The organism is Streptomyces sp. NPDC058051 (genome assembly GCF_042885475.1).
Classification (GTDB): Bacteria; Actinomycetota; Actinomycetes; order Streptomycetales; family Streptomycetaceae; genus Streptomyces.
In genome coordinates, this window is the sequence record NZ_JBHVRW010000007.1 from 174,645 (window position 1) to 194,109 (window position 19,465).

Annotated in this window: 16 protein-coding genes; 9 read left to right on the forward strand and 7 right to left on the reverse strand. The window is 70.0% G+C overall.

Features of this window, described 5'->3' with window-relative positions:
- Positions 1-31: 31 nt before the first annotated feature.
- Complete coding sequence (locus ACFVUT_RS14320) at positions 32-373, reverse strand: hypothetical protein (RefSeq protein WP_389648152.1); 342 nt, start codon at positions 371-373, stop codon at positions 32-34.
- A 276-nt stretch (positions 374-649) separates the two neighbouring features.
- On the opposite strand from ACFVUT_RS14320, the gene ACFVUT_RS14325 reads away from it, so the two are divergent.
- The 4 genes from ACFVUT_RS14325 to ACFVUT_RS14340 all read left to right on the forward strand — a co-directional run bounded on the left by ACFVUT_RS14325 (position 650) and on the right by ACFVUT_RS14340 (position 5,326).
- Entirely contained in the window at positions 650-1,921 is a 1,272-nt protein-coding gene (locus tag ACFVUT_RS14325; RefSeq protein ID WP_389648155.1) for an aspartate kinase, read from the forward strand.
- The gene (locus tag ACFVUT_RS14330) at positions 1,918-2,982 is read left to right on the forward strand and encodes an aspartate-semialdehyde dehydrogenase (protein WP_389648159.1); all 1,065 of its coding nucleotides are present in this window, start codon (positions 1,918-1,920) and stop codon (positions 2,980-2,982) included. Before ACFVUT_RS14325 ends, ACFVUT_RS14330 begins: the two co-directional genes overlap by 4 nt.
- Positions 2,983-3,356: 374 nt before the next feature.
- Positions 3,357-3,932: a SigE family RNA polymerase sigma factor gene (locus tag ACFVUT_RS14335; protein ID WP_389648162.1), complete on the forward strand. Its 576-nt coding sequence runs from the start codon at positions 3,357-3,359 to the stop codon at positions 3,930-3,932.
- Entirely contained in the window at positions 3,929-5,326 is a 1,398-nt protein-coding gene (locus tag ACFVUT_RS14340; RefSeq protein ID WP_389648165.1) for a hypothetical protein, read from the forward strand. Before ACFVUT_RS14335 ends, ACFVUT_RS14340 begins: the two co-directional genes overlap by 4 nt.
- An 83-nt stretch (positions 5,327-5,409) precedes the next feature.
- On the opposite strand, the gene ACFVUT_RS14345 is transcribed toward ACFVUT_RS14340, so the two are convergent.
- Complete coding sequence (locus tag ACFVUT_RS14345) at positions 5,410-6,315, reverse strand: SURF1 family protein (RefSeq protein WP_389648168.1); 906 nt, start codon at positions 6,313-6,315, stop codon at positions 5,410-5,412.
- 350 nt (positions 6,316-6,665) lie between these two features.
- Positions 6,666-8,717 carry a S9 family peptidase gene (locus ACFVUT_RS14350; RefSeq protein WP_389648171.1) on the reverse strand — a complete coding sequence of 684 codons (2,052 nt, stop codon included), beginning with the start codon at positions 8,715-8,717 and terminating at the stop codon, positions 6,666-6,668.
- Positions 8,718-8,788: 71 nt separating this feature from the next.
- On the opposite strand from ACFVUT_RS14350, the gene ACFVUT_RS14355 reads away from it, so the two are divergent.
- A complete protein-coding gene (locus tag ACFVUT_RS14355) occupies positions 8,789-9,625 on the forward strand; it encodes a class I SAM-dependent methyltransferase (RefSeq protein WP_389648174.1) in 837 nt (278 codons plus the stop codon).
- 216 nt (positions 9,626-9,841) lie between these two features.
- On the opposite strand, the gene ACFVUT_RS14360 is transcribed toward ACFVUT_RS14355, so the two are convergent.
- Both ACFVUT_RS14360 and ACFVUT_RS14365 read right to left on the reverse strand, forming a co-directional pair.
- Positions 9,842-10,645 carry an SGNH/GDSL hydrolase family protein gene (locus ACFVUT_RS14360; RefSeq protein ID WP_389648177.1) on the reverse strand — a complete coding sequence of 268 codons (804 nt, stop codon included), beginning with the start codon at positions 10,643-10,645 and terminating at the stop codon, positions 9,842-9,844.
- A 647-nt stretch (positions 10,646-11,292) separates the two neighbouring features.
- Positions 11,293-11,463 carry a hypothetical protein gene (locus ACFVUT_RS14365; protein WP_389648180.1) on the reverse strand — a complete coding sequence of 57 codons (171 nt, stop codon included), beginning with the start codon at positions 11,461-11,463 and terminating at the stop codon, positions 11,293-11,295.
- A gap of 286 nt (positions 11,464-11,749) precedes the next feature.
- Here ACFVUT_RS14365 and ACFVUT_RS14370 point away from each other — a divergent pair, with 286 nt between their 5' ends.
- The gene (locus tag ACFVUT_RS14370) at positions 11,750-12,253 is read left to right on the forward strand and encodes an FBP domain-containing protein (protein WP_389648183.1); all 504 of its coding nucleotides are present in this window, start codon (positions 11,750-11,752) and stop codon (positions 12,251-12,253) included.
- Positions 12,254-12,459: 206 nt separating this feature from the next.
- Here the strand turns inward: ACFVUT_RS14370 and ACFVUT_RS14375 are convergent, their stop codons facing one another.
- Complete coding sequence (locus tag ACFVUT_RS14375; protein WP_389648186.1) at positions 12,460-14,076, reverse strand: carboxylesterase/lipase family protein; 1,617 nt, start codon at positions 14,074-14,076, stop codon at positions 12,460-12,462.
- A 97-nt stretch (positions 14,077-14,173) separates the two neighbouring features.
- Here ACFVUT_RS14375 and ACFVUT_RS14380 point away from each other — a divergent pair, with 97 nt between their 5' ends.
- The 3 genes from ACFVUT_RS14380 to ACFVUT_RS14390 all read left to right on the forward strand — a co-directional run bounded on the left by ACFVUT_RS14380 (position 14,174) and on the right by ACFVUT_RS14390 (position 18,219).
- A complete protein-coding gene (locus ACFVUT_RS14380; RefSeq protein WP_389648189.1) occupies positions 14,174-14,746 on the forward strand; it encodes a TetR/AcrR family transcriptional regulator in 573 nt (190 codons plus the stop codon).
- Between the two features lie 334 nt (positions 14,747-15,080).
- Positions 15,081-17,792, forward strand: a complete 2,712-nt coding sequence (locus ACFVUT_RS14385; protein ID WP_389648192.1) for an AAA family ATPase — start codon at positions 15,081-15,083, stop codon at positions 17,790-17,792.
- A 55-nt stretch (positions 17,793-17,847) separates the two neighbouring features.
- Positions 17,848-18,219: a 6-pyruvoyl tetrahydropterin synthase family protein gene (locus tag ACFVUT_RS14390; protein ID WP_389648195.1), complete on the forward strand. Its 372-nt coding sequence runs from the start codon at positions 17,848-17,850 to the stop codon at positions 18,217-18,219.
- 173 nt (positions 18,220-18,392) lie between these two features.
- On the opposite strand, the gene ACFVUT_RS14395 is transcribed toward ACFVUT_RS14390, so the two are convergent.
- A complete protein-coding gene (locus ACFVUT_RS14395) occupies positions 18,393-19,322 on the reverse strand; it encodes an ion transporter (RefSeq protein WP_389648198.1) in 930 nt (309 codons plus the stop codon).
- Positions 19,323-19,465 lie beyond the last annotated feature (143 nt).

Genomic DNA, 19,465 nt, shown 5'->3' on the forward strand with positions numbered 1-19,465 from the left:
GGCACCTGCCGCCCCGCCTCTCAGGCCCCCCTCACCCCCCGTCGCACCGCAGGTCACCCGGCCGCATGAAGCCCAGCTGCGCACCGTTGTCCGTACGCGACACGCGCCACAGCTCGTCCGCGTCCTGGCGGCTGCCGTTCACCGGCGTGCCCGGGTCCAGGTAGCCGACGATGTCGGTCCACGGGTTCGCGCCCGCGTAGACCGGCGCATCGGCGTGGGTGGCGAAGCAGGTACCGCCCGCCTGGGCGGGAGCGGCGGCCAGGCCGAGGACGGCGGCGAGGGCCGACAGTGCGGGGAGGGCCGACAGTGCGGGGAGGGCCGACAGTGCGGGGAGGGCCGACAGTGCGGGGAGGGCGCGCAGCGGCTTGCGCATGGTGGGGGCCTCCGAAAGGCGGACTGTGTGGTTCCGGTCCACGCTGGACATGGACGGCTCGTGAACCGTGGAACCGGCTCGCCGTGGATGTGGCCCGGACCACATCGGGGAGTAGGGGTTCGATCGACGGGCAGCAGTTCTGTACGAGCAGTTCGGGACGACACGCCGGTGATCACGTGTTGAGCGGGACATCTCACCATGTGGTATCGACGGGGCGTTTCCGGACTGCTCGTTAAACTGAGCCGACCGCAGTAATGGACTGAGCGAGGAGCGCACGTGGGCCTTGTCGTGCAGAAGTACGGAGGCTCCTCCGTAGCCGATGCCGAGGGCATCAAGCGCGTCGCCAAGCGAATCGTCGATGCCAAGAAGAACGGCAACCAGGTGGTTGTCGTGGTGTCAGCGATGGGCGACACGACGGACGAGTTGATCGATCTCGCCGAGCAGGTATCCCCGATCCCTGCCGGGCGTGAGTTCGACATGCTGCTGACCGCCGGAGAGCGGATCTCCATGGCCCTGCTGGCGATGGCGATCAAAAACCTGGGCCACGAGGCCCAGTCGTTCACCGGTAGCCAGGCGGGCGTCATCACCGACTCGGTCCACAACAAAGCGCGCATCATCGATGTCACGCCGGGCCGTATCCGTACGGCGCTGGACGAGGGGAACATCGCGATCGTCGCGGGGTTCCAGGGTGTGTCCCAGGACAAGAAGGACATCACCACCCTCGGCCGCGGCGGGTCCGACACCACCGCTGTCGCGCTCGCGGCGGCGCTGGACGCCGAGGTCTGTGAGATCTACACCGATGTGGACGGTGTCTTCACCGCCGACCCGCGGGTCGTGAAGAAGGCCCGGAAGATCGACTGGATCTCCTTCGAGGACATGCTGGAGCTGGCCGCGTCCGGTTCCAAGGTGCTGCTGCACCGGTGCGTGGAGTACGCACGCCGTTACAACATCCCGATCCACGTCCGCTCGTCCTTCTCCGGACTGCGCGGAACCTGGGTCAGCAACGAGCCGCAAGGGGACCAGAAGGTGGAGCACGCGATCATCTCCGGAGTCGCCCATGACGTCTCCGAGGCCAAGATCACCGTTGTCGGCGTGCCCGACAAGCCGGGCGAGGCCGCCGCGATCTTCCGCACCATCGCGAACGCGGAAGTCAACATCGACATGGTGGTGCAGAACGTCTCCGCCGCGGCGACCGGTCTGACCGACATCTCGTTCACGCTGCCGAAGTCCGAGGGCCGCAAGGCCATCGACGCCCTGGAACGCAACCGCGGCACCATCGGGTTCGAATCGCTGCGCTACGACGACCAGATCGCGAAGATCTCCCTGGTCGGCGCCGGCATGAAGACCAACCCGGGTGTCACGGCGGGCTTCTTCGAGGCGCTGTCGGACGCCGGTGTGAACATCGAGCTCATCTCGACGTCCGAGATCCGCATCTCGGTGGTCACCCGTGCCGATGACGTCAACGAGGCCGTGCGTGCCGTGCACACCGCCTTCGGTCTCGACAGCGATTCCGACGAGGCCGTCGTCTACGGGGGCACCGGCCGATGACCGCCCGCCGCCCTTCGCTCGCGGTCGTCGGCGCGACCGGGGCGATCGGCGGTGTCATGCTCCAGATCCTTTCGCAGCACGCGGATGTCTGGGGCGAGGTGAAACTGATCGCCTCGCCGCGTTCGGCCGGCCGCAAGCTGGTCGTACGCGGCGAGGAGAGCGAAGTCCTCGAACTCTCCGAGGGCGTCTTCGACGACGTCGACGTGGCACTGTTCCTGGTGCCCGGCGCCGTATCCGCGCAGTGGGCGCCGATCGCCGCTGCCAAGGGCGCGGTCGTCATCGACGACTCCGCCGCGTTCCGGCTGGACCCGGACGTACCGCTGGTCGTGCCGGAGATCAATCCGCACGCCGCGCGCATCAGGCCGCGCGGCATCGTCGCGAGCCCGAGTTGCACGACGCTCTCGCTGATCGTCGCGGTCGGTGCGCTGCACGCCGAGTTCGGGGTGCGGGAACTGGTCGTCTCCTCGTACCAGGCGGTGAGCGGCGCGGGCCGGGACGGTGTCGCGGCGCTGCGCGAACAACTGTCGATAGTGGCCGGCACGGAACTGGGGACGACGCCCGGAGACGTACGCCGAGTCGTGGGTGACACGGAAGGCAGCCCCTTCGCCGCGCCGGTCGCCCTCAATGTGGTGCCCTGGGCCGGGACCGACGCCGGGGACGGCTGGTCGTCGGAGGAGCTGGCGATCCGCGCGGAGTGCCGCAAGGTCCTGGACCTGCCGAGCCTGCGGGTGGCGGCGACCTGTGTGTACGTACCCGTCGTCGCGACGCACTCGATGTCCGTGCACGCCCGGTTCGAGAACGAGATCGAGGTCGACCGGGCCAATGAGATCCTGGCGACGGCACCGGGCGTGGTGCTGTACGACAGTCCGGCGGCGGGGGACTTCCCGACACCGTCCGATGTCGTCGGAACGGACCCGACCTGGGTCGGTCGGGTGCGCAGATCGCTGGACGACCCCCGAGGTCTGGAACTGTTCGTCTGCGGCGACAACCTCCGTAAGGGAGCGGCGCTGAACGTGGCGCAGATCGCCGAGTCGGTGGCCGCCGAATTTCCCCGGTCCTGATCGAACCAATTTCGTACTCTCTGTGAAGCCTCTGTGAGTAAGTTGAAGGTCTGAACCTCTTGAGCTGGGGTGTCGGCGTATCCGACGATGACCTTTCGGCCTGTTGCAACCGTCGACCGGTGAACACGCGTCTACGCGGTCACTTCTTGCGCGGCGGCGCGCAGGGCAACGGGGCGCATATTCGGGGCATTTGGGGAAGAGCGGGTACGTATGAGGGCATGTCGCACCGCGTGGAACGCGGTGCCGCGCGCGTACAACCCTGACGGGGGGAAGCGTGTCCAACTGGCGTGGCAGAGGTTCTCGATATCACAGTGGTGGGCCCCCTGCGCGGCGCGTCGGTGCGGCCGCTCAGACGGCCCCGCGCACCCGGCGGTATGCCGGTGATTGCGCCCATGCCCGCCGCGCGTCCCGCACGGCTGCCCTCGCAGCGCGAGGGCGCTGAGGAGAGCGTGGCTGCCGGAACCACGGTCGATCATCTCACCGAGACCTATCGGGCCCATTACCGTTCGCTGCTCGGCCTCGCGGCTCTGCTCCTGGACGACCTCGCATCATGTGAGGACGTGGTGCAAGAGGCGTTCATCCGGGTGCACTCGGCGCGCAACCGGGTACGGGATCCCGAGAAGACACTCGCGTACCTGCGGCAGACCGTCGTCAACCTGTCGCGCTCCGCGCTGCGCCGCCGCATCCTCGGACTGAAGCTGCTCTCCAAGCCCATGCCGGACATGGCGAGCGCGGAGGAGGGTGCGTACGACCAGTTGGAGCGGGACGCGCTGATCAAGGCGATGCGGGGGCTGCAACGGCGCCAGCGGGAGGTTCTGGTGCTGCGCTACTTCGCGGACATGACGGAGGCTCAGGTGGCCGAGACGCTGGGCATATCGCTGGGCTCGGTCAAGGCCTACGGTTCCCGCGGGATCGCGGCGCTGCGCGTCGTGATGGAGGCGCAGGGATGAGCCGGCGCTTCGGCAGGAACGAGAACGGCCACGAGCGTGAGCATCGGATTGACCGGACTGGAAACGGAACTGTGAACGACGGGCCGGAGAGCGCCTCGCACGCGACCGCGGATGCGCGCCCAGAGGCGATCTCGGATTCGGGCAGGGACGCCCTCTCGGGTTCGGGCAGGGACGCCCTCTCGGATTCGGGCAGGGACGCCCTCTCGGGTTCGGGCAGGGACGCCCTCTCGGGTTCGGGCAGGGACGCCCTCTCGGATACGGATAGGGACGCTTTCTCGGATTCGGACAGGGACGCTTTCTCGGGCCCGGACCAGGGCCCCGGCCCGGGTTCGCGCCGGGGCCCTGGTCCGGGCGGCGGTGGCGGCCCGGAAGACCTGGCGGACATGGACGAGGCCATGCTGCGCCGCATGCTGCACGGGGCCGTCCAGCACATCGGGCCCAGCGAGGGCACGCTCGACCATCTCCACCGCGCGGTGCCCGCCAGGCGTGTCATGCGGCGCCAGGCCGTCGTCGGTATGGCGGCGGCGGCGCTGCTCATCGGCACCGCGGTGCCCGCGTTCGTCCATGTCGCGAACTCCGACGGCTCGAACACCGCCCACGCCGAGATAGCCGGCCACGGAGAGCAGGCGCAGGGCGGCAGCGGTACCGAGAGCGGCGCGGAGAGCGGTGGGGCGGGCAACGTCGGCACGGACGGGCAGGCCAGTGCCGGCCAGAACCAGCCGACGAGCACGAGCAGTCCTGACGACAGCCCTGGCGAGGGCGCTGACGGCAGCCTGGCCGGCGGGGCCGCCGACCCGGCGGCCTCGGCAGTGGCCTCCCTGCCGGCCTGCGGTTCTGAGCAGCTCGGTGTCGCCTCGGCCCGGACGGGCGCGGCGGGTGCCGACGGCACGGTGTACGGCACCTTCCGGATCGCCAATGTCTCCGGCACGGTCTGCGCGGTGAGCAGCAGCGGCAGTGTGGGCTTCCAGGCGATGGGCGCGGCCGACCCGGCCAGGATCGCGGTCGTGCAGCACACCGCGGGCGACCCGGCGGCCGGACTGCCCGATCCTTCGCAGGATCAGGGCACGGTGCTGCTGAAGCCGTCCATGTCGTACGAGGTCAAGTTCGCCTGGGTACCGAAGGACACATGTCCGACCGCCGGAGGTTCGCCGAGCCCGACGCCGACGGGCGGCCCGGAAGGGGCAAGCGGCACCGCTGCCGGCGGTACGGGGAACTCCGACGGGAACTCGGACACCGATGCGCAGCTCGGCAGCGAGGACGGCGGCGGGACACTGAGCGGCAGCGTCGCCGTGACGCACACGCCGGAGGCGGGGTCGCCGGTCGCGGAGACGAAGATCGTCAATGCCTGCTCGGGCACGATCTACCGGACCGGGGTGCTGACCCCCACGACGTGAGACAGGGGCTACGGGCTCCGGGCCAGGCCCTACGAGCTACGGCCTACGGGGTTCGGGCGACGTCCTACGGGCGACGGCCCGATTCACACGGTGCCGGCGCCCACGTCGGAGCCGGAACGATCGTTGTCCGCACCCCTGGTTCCGTCCGCACCCCTGGTCCCGTCCGTGTCCGTGTCCGCGCCTGTGCCCGCGTCCCCGTCGGCATCCGTGTCCGCATCCGTGGCCTCGTCCGCGATGAGGCCCAGCTGCAGGTCGCGCGCTGCTTCGGCCTCGCGGCGGACCAGCCGGAACCACATGAAGAGCACGAACCCGGCGAAGACGAACCACTCGCCGGTGTAGCCGAGATTCTGGAACGCCTTCAGGTCGAGTCCGGTGCCCTGCGGTGCGGCAGCGGGTACGGGGCGCAGGGCACCGGCAGAACCGGTGTCCTGGAGCGTCACCCACGCGTCGTAGACGTCGTACGGGACGAGGTTGACCAAGGACGCCGCACTGATCATGCCGAGCTGGCCGTCCGGGAGCCCACCCGCCGTGTCGACGCCCGAGGTGCCGGCGTTCTCGGACGCCTGGAGATCGCCGGTCACCGTGACCTCGCCGGTCGGTGCGGCAGGTACGGCGGCGTGGCCGGGCTTGCCGGGCAGCCAGCCGCGCACCACCGGCAGCGCCTTGCCGCTGTCCGTACGGAGCATGTTCAGGACGTAGTACCCGGTCCTGTCGTCCAACTTCCGGCCGGGCACCAGGAACTGATCGGTGTATCGGCCGGTGGCGGTGGCGGGGCGGCCTGATGTCTCCGTGTCGACGGGCAGGAGGTCGTCGATCGGCTTGGCGGCCCTCGTGCCCGGGGCCGGCTGCTTCTCGGCGGCGTCGTGCGTCTGCACGCGGTCCTCGAAGCGACCGAGCTGCCAGGTACCCATGAAGACGCAGAACGGGATGGCCAGCACGACGAAGAGGTTGATCCCCCACCATCGTGGGGTCAGCAGGAACCGGTACACCCCTCCACGGTACGGTCCCCCGCTCCCGTCCCCCGGAGCGGGGTGCCACCTCGGGCGGCGCCGGACGCGCTGTCGGCTCGCGAACGGTGCGGGATCAGGCACTGTGCGGGATCAGGCACTGTGCGGGGCCGGGCGCGGTGCGGGATCGGGCGCGGTGGGGGATCAGGCACTGTGCGGGGCCGGGCGCGGTGCGGGATCGGGCGCGGTGGGGGATCAGGCACTGTGCGGGGCCGGCCGGCGGGTAGCCCTGACCGTGTGGTGCTGCCCGCCAGTCAGCGTCAGTCAGCGTTCCGTGCTCAACCGGCTCAACCGGCTCAACCGGCTCAACCGGCTCAACCGGCTCAACCGGCTCAACCGTCGGTCGGGCTTGTCGGGCTCGACGAGCTGGCAGGCGCGGCAGGTGCGGCAGGTGCGGCAGGTGCGGCGGAGGCGGTGCCTGTGGCCAGGTGGCGCTGAGCGAAGTCCAGCTCCAGCCGGAACTGCTTGATCCGCTCCTCCACGACGAGCGAACCGTGTCCCGCGTCGTACCGGTAGACCTCGTGCACCGCGTCACGGCTCTTCAGCCGGCCCACGTAGTTCTCGATCTGGCGGATCGGGCAGCGCGGGTCGTTGACGCCCGCCGAGATGTAGACCGGTGCCCGGACGGCGTCGACATACGTCAGCGGGGACGAGGCCTCGAAGCGCTCGGGAACCTCCTCCGGCGTGCCGCCCAGCAGGGTGCGGTCCAGCGCCTTCAGGTCCTCCATCTCGTCGTGATAGGCCGTGACGTAGTCGGCGACGGGGACGGCGGCCAGGCCCACCGCCCAGTCGTCCGGCTGCGTGCCGAGGCCGAGCAGGGTCAGATAGCCGCCCCAGGAGCCACCGGCCAGGACCAGCTTTTCCGGGTCCGCGAGCCCGGACTGCACCGCCCACTCCCGCACAGCGGCGATGTCCTCCAGCTCGATCAGCCCGATCCGGTGCTTGAGCGCGTCCGTCCAGGCGCGGCCGTATCCGGTGGAGCCGCGGTAGTTGACCCGGACGACCGCGTAGCCGTGGTCCAGCCAGGCGGCGGGGCCGGAGGCGAAAACATCGCTGTCGTGCCAGGTCGGTCCGCCGTGGATCTCGAAGACGGTGGGGAACGGCCCCTCGGCCGGGGCGGCGGGTCGCTGGACGAGGGCGTGGACACGGCCTTCCGGCCCGTCCACCCATACGTCCTCCACCGGCACGGACGCCGGGGCCTTCGAGCCGGGCGGATCGAGCACCACCGCACCCGAGGTGGACCGGATGACGGGAGGCTGCGCGGCCGACGACCACAGATACTCCACCGTGCCGTCCGGCCGGGCCGTGGCACCCGACACCGAACCTGCCGGAGTCTCCACCCGGGTGGGGGCGCCGCCCTTCTCCGGCTCGTACCGCCACAGGTCGGTGCGGGCCTCGAAGCCATGCACGATCAGCAGCGCGGAGGCGTCCGGATACCACTCGGCGACCACATCACCGGGCAGATCGATCGCGAGGTCCGTCTCCACGCCCGTCATCGGATCCCAGATCATCGGCTCCCAGCGGCCCCGCCGCTGATGCCCGACCAGCAGCCGGGTGTCCCCGGCGACGGGGGCGAAGCCCAGCACGGACAGACCCAGCTCCTTCGTGCCGCCCTCGGTGTCGTCCAGTTCGGCGACCGTCGACCCGTCGGGCCGCACCACGCGCAGTGCGGAGTGCATCGCATCGCCGTGCTCGGTGTGCTCCAGGGCGATCAGCGTCCCGTCGTACGACAGGTCGCCGACGCCCGCCGACTCGCGGTGACGGTAGATCTCGACGGGGGCGATCCCGGGGCGTACGACATGGATCGTCGTCCCGTCCTCGTCGGTCGAACGGCCGACCACCGCCATACCGTCCCGCCCGATCGCGAGGCCGGCCGGGTACGCGGCGCCGAGACCGGGCGCCGCGGGCACGTCGACCGTCGCCTCGCCGTCGCCGCCGTGGAACGGCCGGCTCATCCACACCCCGAACTCGTCCCCGTCGGTGTCGCTGAACCACCAGATCGACTCGCCGTCCGGCGTGAGCGCACCGTCCGTCGTCCCGTTCGGCCGGTCGGTCACCTGGCGCTGCTCGCCCGTCGCGCGGTCCCACGCGTACAGCTCGTACGTCCCCGTGGCATTGGAGACGAACAACGCGCGGTCGGGCGCATCCTCCGCCCAGTCGGGCAACGACACACGCGGCGCACGGAACCGCTGCTCCCACTCCGGTACCGAAGCGCTCGCCGGTACGGAAGCGGTCGCGGGCACGGAAACGCTCGCCGGCACGGAAGCGCTCGCGGGCACGGAAACGCTCGCCGGCACGGAAGCGCTCGCGGGCACGGAAGGGGTCGCCGGAGCGGAAGCGGTCGCCGGTGCGGTGGGGCCCGTCGAGCCAGTGATCTCAGTCATGTCCCCCATTCTGCGCCGCAACGCCGACAATCCGTTCGCATCACCCGCAGCCTGTGGATAACCTCCCGGGCATGTACGCACCGACCCCTCACGACTGGCACGAGGCCAACCGCGCGCGCTGGGACGAGCGGGTTCCCCTCCACGCCGGAAGCGACTTCTACGACCTGGATTCCTTCCGCGCGGGCAAGGACGCCCTGCGCGACTTCGAGCTTGCCGAGGTCGGGGACGTCACGGGCAGGTCGCTGCTGCATCTGCAGTGCCACATCGGACTCGACACCCTCTCCTGGGCCAGACACGGCGCCGCTCACGTCGTCGGTCTGGACTTCTCCGAACCGGCTGTGGAGACCGCGCGCGGCCTGGCCCGCGAGCTGGGCTTCGGCCAGGACCGGGCGGCGTTCGTCGCCGCCGATGTCCATGACGCCGCGCAGGCCGTCCCGGACTCGTCGTACGACATCGTCTACACCGGCGTCGGCGCGCTGAACTGGCTGCCCGACACCCGGCGTTGGGCCGAGACCGCGGCATCGCTCGTGGCCCCCGGCGGCTTCCTCTACCTCGCGGAGTTCCATCCGCTCACGGACTGCCTCGACGACTCGACCGGTGCGACGGTCGTGCACGACTACTTCAGCCGTGACGCGTGGGTGGACGAGACACCGGGTACGTACGCGGACTTCGACGCACCGACCGTCCACAACCGCAGTGTCGAATGGCAGCACCCGATCGGCGAAGTGGTGTCGGCGCTGGCCGCCGCCGGGCTGCGGATCGACTTCCTGCACGAGCACGACGTCTCGCTCTTCGCCCGCTTCTCGTCGCTGGAGCGGCAGGACGACGGCCTCTACCGCTTTCCCGCCGACCGCCCGCGCATTCCGCTGATGTACTCGATCAAGGCGTCGCGCCCCGCAGGCCCCTGACCGAGCGTGGTGCTCAAGACCACGTGTCAGTGGCGGGGTTCAGACTGTGACTGTGACCACGACCACGACCACGACCGCTGATCCGCGTGCCGCGGCGGAGACGTACTGGACCGTCCCCGGGGGTGGACATCGGCCGTCGCCGCGAACGAAGCGCGGCGGGCGGCCGGGAATGCACCCGGCGGCCCGCCGCGCCTCTGTACCTCCGTCGTCCGCGTCCTACGCGGCCGAGCGGAAGGCCGGAAGGTAGCCGCCCGACTGTCCGGCGGCCTTGGGGTGGTACGAGTTGTAGATCGGGATCGTCACGCTGTTGAGCCACGCGTCGCCGGAGCAGAGCTCATGTCCGGTGAACTCGTCCACCACACTGGAGAACGTGAACCCGGAGTTGGCCGCCTGCTTGGCGACGACGCCGTTCAGCACATCGGAGGCATTGTTGATGGCCGCCCGCTCCTTCTCCGTGAGCCCGGCGATGCAGCTGCCGCTCAGCTGGTAGAAGCGCGGGTAGCCCAGCACCACGACGTGTGCCTGCGGGGCCCGTGACCGGATGGAGCCGTAGAGCGAACCCAAGCGGGACGGAAGGGAGTTCTGCATCTGGGACACAGCCGTGCTCACGCTGCTCAGACAGGTGGCCTCGCCCGACAGGACACAGTCCTGCATGACGTCGGCGAAGCCCACGTCATTGCCGCCCGCGGTGACGCTGACGAGGCTGGTCGACGAGCTCAGCGCGCCCAGCTGGCTGCTGGCCACCGAAGTCGTCGTGGCGCCGGAGCAGGCGACGAAGGCGAACGAGGACGGTGAGTTGGCGGCCGCCCACAGGTAGGGGTAGGCCTTGGTGCTCCGGCGGCAGTCTCCGCTGTCGGAGATGTAACTCCCCGCGCCGACGCCGGATGAGTACGAGTCGCCGAGCGCGACGTAACCGCCGGCGGCGGCCGAGGAAGCCGAGGCAGGCTGGGCGACACCCAGCGCGGCCACGGCGGCGAGGACCAGAGTGGATGCGGACGCCCAGAATCTCCGTACGGACATGGCTGCCAGCTCTCCGAAGTGTGGGGGGTGGTTGGGGGGTTGATGGAGCGCCACGTTTCTAGCAGCTGTTGGTACTCGCCGGTAATAGCTGCACAAGAACTCGTCTGATATGCCGGAATGATCGTGTGATGGGTATAGCTCCGCGCGTAGATAAACCTCTTGGGGTGCATGGATCCACGCGAGAAATCCCCCGGGGCCGCGCGGCAGCGTGCCTCCGGGGTGCGGCTGTTCGCAGTGCGTGAGTCGAGACGGGCAGGGGTGGGCCCGTGTTCCCGCGGCCGCATCAACTCCGCCTGGCCTCAACGGCCCCATGAAGCCCGCGACCCCACCGACTCCATCGACCCTGCTGACCGTGTCGCCGGTCAGCGGGGTCAGCGGGGTCAGCGGGGTCGGTGGGGTCGGTGGGGTCGGTCGGGTTGCGGGGGTAGGTCAGCGGAGTCGGCAGGGGGCGCGGGGGTCGGCCGACTGGTTGAGTGGTGGGCCGTCCGGGCTCACCGGGGCCGCAGGAGTTTCACCCTCATGTGTTCGTAAGTCTGGGTGCCGCGCCCCCCGAACCGGTGAAGGGCACAAAAAAAGCCGCCCTCGGCGGCAGCGCCCCGGTTTGGGGATCGCCACCACGGAGGGCGGTCGTCGTAGAGCTGCGAGGGTCAGTTGTGACCGAACCTCCGCTGCTTCCGGTGGGAGACCTGTTCGGAAATCGAGCGCACCGTGTCCTGGGCGGGTGTCGGCTGCGTCTGTTCCTTCGTCTCCGGAGCAGCGCTGCGTTCGTGGCCGCCGGTGCGGGCACCTCGGTTCTGCCGACTCTGCTTCTTGCCCACGATCGTGCCTCCTGTAGCGGATAGGGGACGAGGGGCCAGTGCTAGATTCGCATATGAGTACGAAAGGTGCATCTCGGGGCTCGGTTGTCGCGTGCGCTTGTGCCGGCGCGGAATGTCAGCTGACGGGCGCATCGACGGGGTAGGGCGGGTGACCGGCCGCGACCGGCCCACGGGGTCGCGCGCATCCGGCGGCGGGCATGCGGGAAAGGGCATCGGCGTCGGCGTAGGCGAGGTCGCGCACATATTGAGGTGCGGGGGGAACGGCCCGGACGTAGGGTCGTCGGCCGTGGAACCTCTCAGTGAGAAACAGATCCGCTCCTCCTTCGTGAACTGCACCAAGGGGGAGGCGGCGCGGCTCAGGCTGCCCCTCGACTTCGCCGAACTTCCCTGGGAGGACCTCGACTTCCTGGGCTGGGTGGATCCGGGCGCGCCGTTGCGCGCACATCTGGTGATGCCCGGGGCGCAGGGGCCGCTGGGGATATCTCTGCGCGTGCCCTCCGTGAAGCGCACCAGCGCCATGAAGTCCAGCATGTGCCAGATCTGCCTGACCGGCCACGCCTCCTCCGGGGTCGCCCTGCTCGCTGCCCCCTTGGCAGGCACCCGGGGCCGCGAGGGCGACACGGTCGGCATCTACCTCTGCGCGGACCTCGCCTGCCCCCTGTATGTGCGCGGCAAGCGGCAGCCGAAGCTGCGTTCCGGACGGTACGAGGAGTCCCTGACGCTTGAGGAGCGCCTTGCGCGCATGTCGGGCAACCTGGAGAGCTTCGTGGCCAAGGTCGCCGCGGCGTGAGTCACGTCGGGCGCGGGCGGTCGCAACCGTACGGAGTGTGACGGAGGCGATCCGTCACACTCCGCGTTGAAGGCTGCGTGACCAAAAGCCCGGCTGTGTGGCCAAGGGCGCGACCAGGTGGTTCGGCCGCTCATCGCCCGGGGCGGGCCGGGCAGATCCTCTCGTGCCGGGCAGATCCTGTCGTGCCCGGCAGAGCTTCAAGAGTCTTATGAAGGGTTCTTGAGGCTCTTCCAGAAGTCGTAGGCGTGGTCGGTCGTGAAGTCCGCTCGCGCCCAGGTCTGAGAGGACAGCGTCTGTACGTATCCCTGTTCTCCCTGTTCCTCGCGAAAGACCGGCCAGTCCGTCGTGCCCGAGGCGGCGAAGCCCACCCATGTGTGGAGCATCCGCTCGCGGAACGGTGCCTGTTCGGCCTTGATGTCCGCGAAGAGGGCCAGGTCGAACAGGTACGGCAGTTCGGCCATGTGCTGGGCGCGCTGGTCGAAGCTGGGGGCCGGGTACCCCGTGAACCACGGGGTGTCGCGCTCGCTGAATTCGTACATCCGCGTCGGCGTCCACTTCGACAGCAGGCGCGCGGTGTCGAGTGTCGGGACTGACCACGCCGCATCGGTGAGGGCGGTGGCCAGGGCTTCGCCCGCCGAGGGGAACGCGTTCAGGGGGTAGCGCTTCAGCACGGCGTCGGCCTGGTCGCCGAACCGCTCCCGGAGGGCGGGCTCGTACTCCTCCGGCTTCATGGGCGTGGCGCCGGGCACCAGTTCCTGGCCGAGCACCCTGCCGCGTTCCTCGTCGTGGTTGACCCCGACGAGCACCGGCACCCGGTTGAACCTTCCGGCGCGCAGGGCCTCGGCGGGCGACACGGGCAGCAGTTTCGTTCCGGTCACGGGGCGGGGCTCGTTGAACGCGCCGTACGCCTTCAGCAGCTCCGCCACCGGCGTCTTCCGCATGCAGGCCGCCGTTTCCTTCTCGCAGCCCACCGCCGCGACGACCCGCTCGGCCTCGGCCTGTGCTTCGGCCCTGGTCCGGCTGCCGCCGGCGGCGCACGGCGCGCTCTGCACGACGGCCCGGTCGAAGAGCCCCGCCGACAGCGGGGAGGCGAGGTGGTCGCAGACGCTGTAGCCGCCGCCGGACTGGCCCATGATCGTGACGTTCCGCGGGTCGCCCCCGAAGGACGCGGCGTTCGCGCGGACCCAGCGCAGGGCGGCCTGCTGGTCCTGGATTCCGAGGCCGTCCGCCCCCGGCAGAGAAGGGTCGCTGAGGAACCCCATGATGCCGAGCCGGTAGTTCATCGAGACCACGACCGCACCGCTGGAGGCCAGCCGATCGGGTCCGTACATGTCTCCGGTGCCATACATCAGGCTGCCGCCGTGGATCCACACGATCACCGGTCGCTTGCCGTCCGTTCCGGCCGGGGTCGTGACGTTCAGGTAGAGGCAGTCCTCGTTCTCGCTGGGAACCCCGACCGGGAGCCCCTGCGGCTGTGCGCAGGCGGTGCCCGGGGCGGTCGCCTCGCGCACGCCGGTCCAGCTCGCGGCGGGCTCGGGCGCCTTCCAGCGCCGTTCACCGACGGGCGGGGCGGCGTACGGGATGCCCTGGAAGCTGCGCACCCGCCCGTCCGTGCTGCCGTGCACCGCGCCGTTCGTCGTGCTGACGACGGTGCTGCCGCGCACCGCGCCGGTCGTCGTGCTGATGGTTGTCCTGCCGGTTGTGCTGCCGGACTGCCCCGACTGCGCTGTGGCGGGGGAGGCCGGGGCGATCCCCAGCCCCCATGCCAGTCCCAACGCCAGTGCGGCGACAGACCACTTGGAGACGTTCTCTATGTGGGTCATGGCGAGGACCGTAGAAGAGTTTGGGCGATCGTGCAATACACTTGTCTAGGGCGATCGCCTAAGGCGTTCGTGCGAGAGCGGTGCTACGGTCCCGGGCATGGGAAACCGTGAAGCCCTGCTCGCCGGCGCCAAGGCGTGTCTGCGGGAGAAGGGGTACGACCGCAGCAGTGTTCGTGACATCGCCACCGCGGCCGGCGTGAGCATGGCGGCCATCGGCTACCACTACGGCTCCAGGGAAGCCCTGCTCAATCAGGCCCTGTTCGAGATCCTCGACGCATGGGGGGACGCGATGGGCCGGGCTCTGGTGCCCGACGCCGACGGCTCCACGAAGCGTCACTTCGCGCAGATGTGGGAAAGCCTGATCGCGGATTTCGGGGAACACCCGGACCTGTGGCTGGCCTCGGTGGAGCTGTTCATGCAGGCTCAGCGGCAGCCGGAACTGCGGGTCGCGCTGGCCGACGGCACCGCACAGGGGCGCCGGGGCATGGCGGCCATTCTCAGGGGCGTACCCGAGGACCAAGTCCCCGAGGAGTCCGTCAGGACCATCGGCAGCGTCCAGGTCGCCCTGATGTCAGGCCTGTTGATCCAGCACCTCAGCGACCCGGCGGCCGCCCCCACCGCCGACGAGGTCCTCGAAGGGCTGCGAGGACTCGCCGATCTCGCACGCTGATGCCGTGCCGTCCGTTCCGTGCCGTCCGTTCCGTGCCGCGCCGTGAGGTGCCGTGCCGTGCCGTGCCGTGCGGTGCCGTGCCGTGCGGTGCCGTGCCGTGCCGTGCGGTGCCGTGCAGTGCCACGTCGTGCCGCGGCATCGGGCGGAAGGTTCCCTCATGGCGATTTTCCCCTGGGTTTCGTCCTCTCGGCGGACGGATCGGACCGCTGGCCGAAAACACCCTTCTGCGTTCCTCCCCTCGGCTGTCGACGTGACGCGGCCCAGTGGGAGACGCGATTCACATGATCTACCGTGGGCGGCAAGTAGTGCTGTGTGCACGGAAGTTCCGTGATGGATGACCGAGACGGGGGCTGTGATGCGGACCGGGTTTGTCGACCGCGTGGAGCACATGGACGAGCTGCGCTCACTGCTGGCGGACGTGACCGCGGGGCGCGGTGGCCGGGCGATCGTGGTCGACAGCGTCTCGGGCATGGGGAAGTCGGCGCTGCTGCAGGCCTTCGAGGCGGAGACCGGCGCCTCTCACGGGCCGGGCGTCTGCCGTGTCGTGTCCGTACGGTGTCAGCCGTCGATCGGGGCAGGGCTGCACTACGGGGCGATCGTCGAACTGCTCCTGCAACTGGCCCGGAGCCAGGAGGTCAAGCAGCCCGGCGCCTTCCGCAGGCTGCTGACCTTCACCGGTCGGGGCGTCGTCCGCTCCGCGCCGGAGGTGCTGTCCGCGATCGTGCCCGGCCTGGGCGCACTGTTCACCCTGGGCAAGGAAGTCGCGGAAGCGTCCCTCGCTTCCGGGTCGATGCCGTTCGACAGCCTGCTGCCGTTCCAGCAGGGAGCCGCCGCGCAGATCGTGGACGCCCTGCTGGAACTCGTTCGGCAGGGTCCGCCCACGGTCATGCTCATCGACGACCTCCAGTACGGCGATCCCAGCAGCCTGCTGGTCCTCGACCGGTTGCTGCGGCGGCTGCCCGGCGAGCCGATCGGCCTGGTGCTCAGCCACACGACGGACGGGGCCTACGTCGACGGTCCGGGATCCACGGTCGAGGACCTGCTGCACGACTGGGCGAAGGGCGGACTCCTGCGACGGCGGGTGCTGAACGGCCTGCCACGGGACGCGGTCGCCGAGTTGGTGCGCTCCCGGCACCCGGAGGCCCCGCCGGCTCTGTCGGAACAGCTGAGTCGGCTGACCGCAGGCCACGCCGTCTTCGTCACCCTCTGCCTGGAGGAGTGGCGTCCGGACAACGGGCCCGTCGTCGAACTGCCCAGCAGTCTGTCGCGCGTGGTGGAAGACCGCCTCCGCCTGCTCACCGAGCCGGATCGCGAACTGCTCATGATCGGGTCGACCCAGGGCGAGACGTTCCTGTCACGCACAGTGGCCGAGGTCAAGGGAGCACCGCACGACGAAGTGATGGAGCGGCTGCGGCTCATCGCCCTCCAGCACCGGCTGGTCGTGCCGACCCAGCCTCCCGAATGGGCGCGTCTGGAGGCATCCGACTGCTATCGGTTCGAGCACAGCGCCCTGTGGGGCGTGGTGTACGACCAGCAGACCTCTCAGCAGATGCGGTCCCGGCACGCCCGCATCGCGGCGGCGCTCACGTCGGGCCCGCTCGACGGCATGCCTCTGGAGCGCCGACTGGAGATTGCCCGGCATCTCCGCGACGGAGGAACCGAGTGCCTGCTCGCCTCGGCCGAGGTGCACTACGGGCTGGCCCGGGACGCCGCGATGGAGGGGCTGTCCTTCGCCGAGGCCGAGCTGCACTGCGAAGAAGTGATCAGGGCGGTCCGGGACCTGCCGCAGCATGAGGAGAACCGGGACCAATGGCTCATCCAGGCCGTGGAACTGCTGCTCTCGCTGACGGAGGTGCGGTGGCGCGGCCGGCACCAGCCGGCCGGCGGGCCGGACATCGACGCCTTGGCCGCCGAGGCCGAAGCCGCGGCGAGGCGCTGCGGAACGCCTGAACCGGCGATCCGTACGACGCTCCTGCGCGGCAAGACCCTGCTCGCGACCCAGGGCCTGGTGCCGTCCTTGGACAAGCTCCGCGCGGCCGTGGAGCTGGCCGAACAGAACGGGGAACCTGTCTCCCTTTTCGTGGCCCGGGTCGAGTACGGCCGACAGGTGTCCAAGCGTCGGCTGGCCGACGGTCTGGCCCAGCTGCGGGAGGCCGAGCGGATGTACGCCTCCGACCCGCGCCTCGGCGGCACCAGCGATCCGGTGCTCCAGCACGCCCGCAACCTGGGGGAGATGCAACTCGGCATCACCCTGTTCGACAGCGGGCACCTCGGCGAGGCGCTGACCAGGCTGATCCGCTGCGTCCAGCGGCTGCGCGACGAACCGCTGAAGGCCGAGCTGCCCATAGCGCTCAACTACCTGGCGCAGGTGCACATGGGCGTCGGTGCCTACGAGGATGCCGAAGAGGTCCTGGGTGAAGCGCTCGCCTTCGAGGCCGACCGCGGAGGCGACAGCGGCTGGCACGCCTACAACCAGGCACTGCTCGCCCATATCGTCGTCCAGCAGCCGGAAAGGCGCGAACAGGCCCTGGAACTGATCGCCGACGCGTGGGCGGAGACAGAGCGGACATGGCTGGCCAACCTCGTCCCCATCGTCCGCAATCTGTACGCCGAGATCCTGTTGACCGCCGCTGACGGCTCCGGGGAACTCCTCGACGACGCCGACCGGCTGGCGGTGGCCACCTGTGTCGAGACCCGGCGCAGCGGCATGATCCGCAGCGAGATCGCCGCGTACTCCCTGCGCAGCCGCGTCCTGCTCCGGCGAGGCGACACGGCGGGAGCCCAGGAGCAGGCCCGACAGGCCGTGCGCATCCTGGACGAGGTCGGGGACATGCCCGCGCTCCGTACGGAGGAGGTCCTGTACCACTCCGCCGTCGTGCTGGCGGCCGGGGCCGCACGGGAGGAAGCACACGCACTCCTCGAACGGGCCCGGCGCGAGGTCACCCGCAAGGCCGAGCAGATCACCGACGACGTGCTGCGCGACCGTTTCCTCACGCGGATCCCGCTCAACACCGCCGTCCTCCAGGGTGCGGGGGTCGACCAGTGACCAGGACGGACGGCCGACGAGGGGTCCTGGCAGCGGGTGGCAGACTGGAGCCGTCATGCTGACAATCACCAAGGAGTTCCACTTCTCGGCCAGTCACGTCCTCGACCGGCTGCCGAGCTGGCACCCCTGTGCCCGCATGCACGGCCACAACTACATCGTCGTGCTGGAGTTGTCCGCCCGCCGCGAGAACCTCACTGAGGCAGGTTTCGTCCGCGACTACCGTGAGCTCGATGCCTTCAAGAAGTGGATGGATGACACCCTCGACCACCGTCACCTGAACGAGGCGATGGGGGGGGGTATCTCACCGTCGGCCGAGAATCTGGCCGCGTGGATCTTCGATCTCTGGAGCGGGCGCTATCCCGAGCTGACCGCGGTCAAGGTCTCTGAGACGCCCAAGACGTGGGCTGAATACCGGCTACCGCGGTGACTCTCGGCGGCCTCCGCAACCACTGACCCGCCTGCGCATTCGCCCGGCGGGTTCGAGGAACGTGCGGGCGGGCGGGCGTTCGAGGGACGCGGGAGAGCAGGCAGGTCGCGCTCCGCGGAACGGGCCGGCGGCGGCCGGCCCGGGACGTCGGGCCGGCGCGGCCACGCGTGCTCTCAGGGGGAGGTGGACGCGGTTCGTTCCACTTCGCGGGGGTGCGGCGGTGGGATCCTGGCCAGGCCGCGTTCCAGGTCGTCGAGGGCGCGGCGGGCGGTGGCGATGCGTTCGAGCAACAGGTGGGGATCCTCCGGGGCGATCGCGAGAGGCCGGTCCCGAGCGCCGTTCTCCTCCAGGTCCCGAGTGTCGTTCTCCTCCAGGTCGCGCGCCTCGTCGAGGGAGGTGATGACGACGCCGATGAGGACGTTGACGAGGACGAACGAGGCGAGCAGGACGTAGGAGGCGTAGTAGATGATGCTCCAGTGGGAGACCTCCAGGCCCGCGCGGACCGCGTCGCCGATGCCGTCCAGCGTCATCAGGAGGAAGAGAGTGAGGACGGCGCGGCCGATGGAGCCGTAGTGCTCGGGATCGTGGCGGGCGAAGAAGACCCAGCCCACCATCGCGTAGACGTACAACAGCAGAGCGCCCACGACCAGGAAGCTCAGGGTGCCGGGGAGGCTACGGCCGACCGCGACCAGGAAGACACGCAGCTGCGGCAGGAAGCGGGCCGTACGCAGCACGCGGGCCAGACGCAACAGCCTCAGCACGGTGGTGTTCTCGCGGACGACGGGCAGGAACGCGCTCAGTACGACGGCGAGGTCGAAGAGGTTCCACGGATCGCGGAAGAAGTCCCGGGGACGGTCGGCGTGAGCGGCCAGGCGGAGCGCAATTTCCACCGTGAAGGCGGCGACGCAGGCGTGTTCGGCGAGACGTAACCAGCGGTGCCAGTCGTCCACCAGTCCGCTGTACGTCTCGACGCCGAGCAGCGCGGCGTTGGTGAGGATCAGGGCGAACACGGTGGCGGCGAACCAGCGTGCCTCCGTGAGGGTGCGACACTGCCGCGCCAACGTCTCGCGGGCGGTCGGCGTCCCGGCGGTCACTTCCGTCATCCTGCTCTGTCCTCCGTGCAACACGCTGTTCCCGGGCGGCCGGCCGGCCAGCCGGGGTCGGAAGGCGGGCTTGTTGAGCGATCACGCCCCGGGAGAGACTTCTACAGCACTGTAGAGCGCGGTGTGTTGCCGGTATGCCGTTT

Coding starts and splice junctions, on each gene's coding strand:
- ACFVUT_RS14330 (WP_389648159.1), top strand. CDS start 1,918: ATGACCGCCCGCCGCCCTTCGCTCGCGGTCGTCGGCGCGACCGGGGCG.
- ACFVUT_RS14340 (WP_389648165.1), top strand. CDS start 3,929: ATGAGCCGGCGCTTCGGCAGGAACGAGAACGGCCACGAGCGTGAGCAT.
- ACFVUT_RS14350 (WP_389648171.1), bottom strand. CDS start 8,717: ATGACTGAGATCACTGGCTCGACGGGCCCCACCGCACCGGCGACCGCT.
- ACFVUT_RS14355 (WP_389648174.1), top strand. CDS start 8,789: ATGTACGCACCGACCCCTCACGACTGGCACGAGGCCAACCGCGCGCGC.
- ACFVUT_RS14335 (WP_389648162.1), top strand. CDS start 3,357: ATGCCGGTGATTGCGCCCATGCCCGCCGCGCGTCCCGCACGGCTGCCC.
- ACFVUT_RS14320 (WP_389648152.1), bottom strand. CDS start 373: ATGCGCAAGCCGCTGCGCGCCCTCCCCGCACTGTCGGCCCTCCCCGCA.
- ACFVUT_RS14360 (WP_389648177.1), bottom strand. CDS start 10,645: ATGTCCGTACGGAGATTCTGGGCGTCCGCATCCACTCTGGTCCTCGCC.
- ACFVUT_RS14385 (WP_389648192.1), top strand. CDS start 15,081: ATGACCGAGACGGGGGCTGTGATGCGGACCGGGTTTGTCGACCGCGTG.
- ACFVUT_RS14380 (WP_389648189.1), top strand. CDS start 14,174: ATGGGAAACCGTGAAGCCCTGCTCGCCGGCGCCAAGGCGTGTCTGCGG.
- ACFVUT_RS14390 (WP_389648195.1), top strand. CDS start 17,848: ATGCTGACAATCACCAAGGAGTTCCACTTCTCGGCCAGTCACGTCCTC.
- ACFVUT_RS14395 (WP_389648198.1), bottom strand. CDS start 19,322: ATGACGGAAGTGACCGCCGGGACGCCGACCGCCCGCGAGACGTTGGCG.
- ACFVUT_RS14375 (WP_389648186.1), bottom strand. CDS start 14,076: ATGACCCACATAGAGAACGTCTCCAAGTGGTCTGTCGCCGCACTGGCG.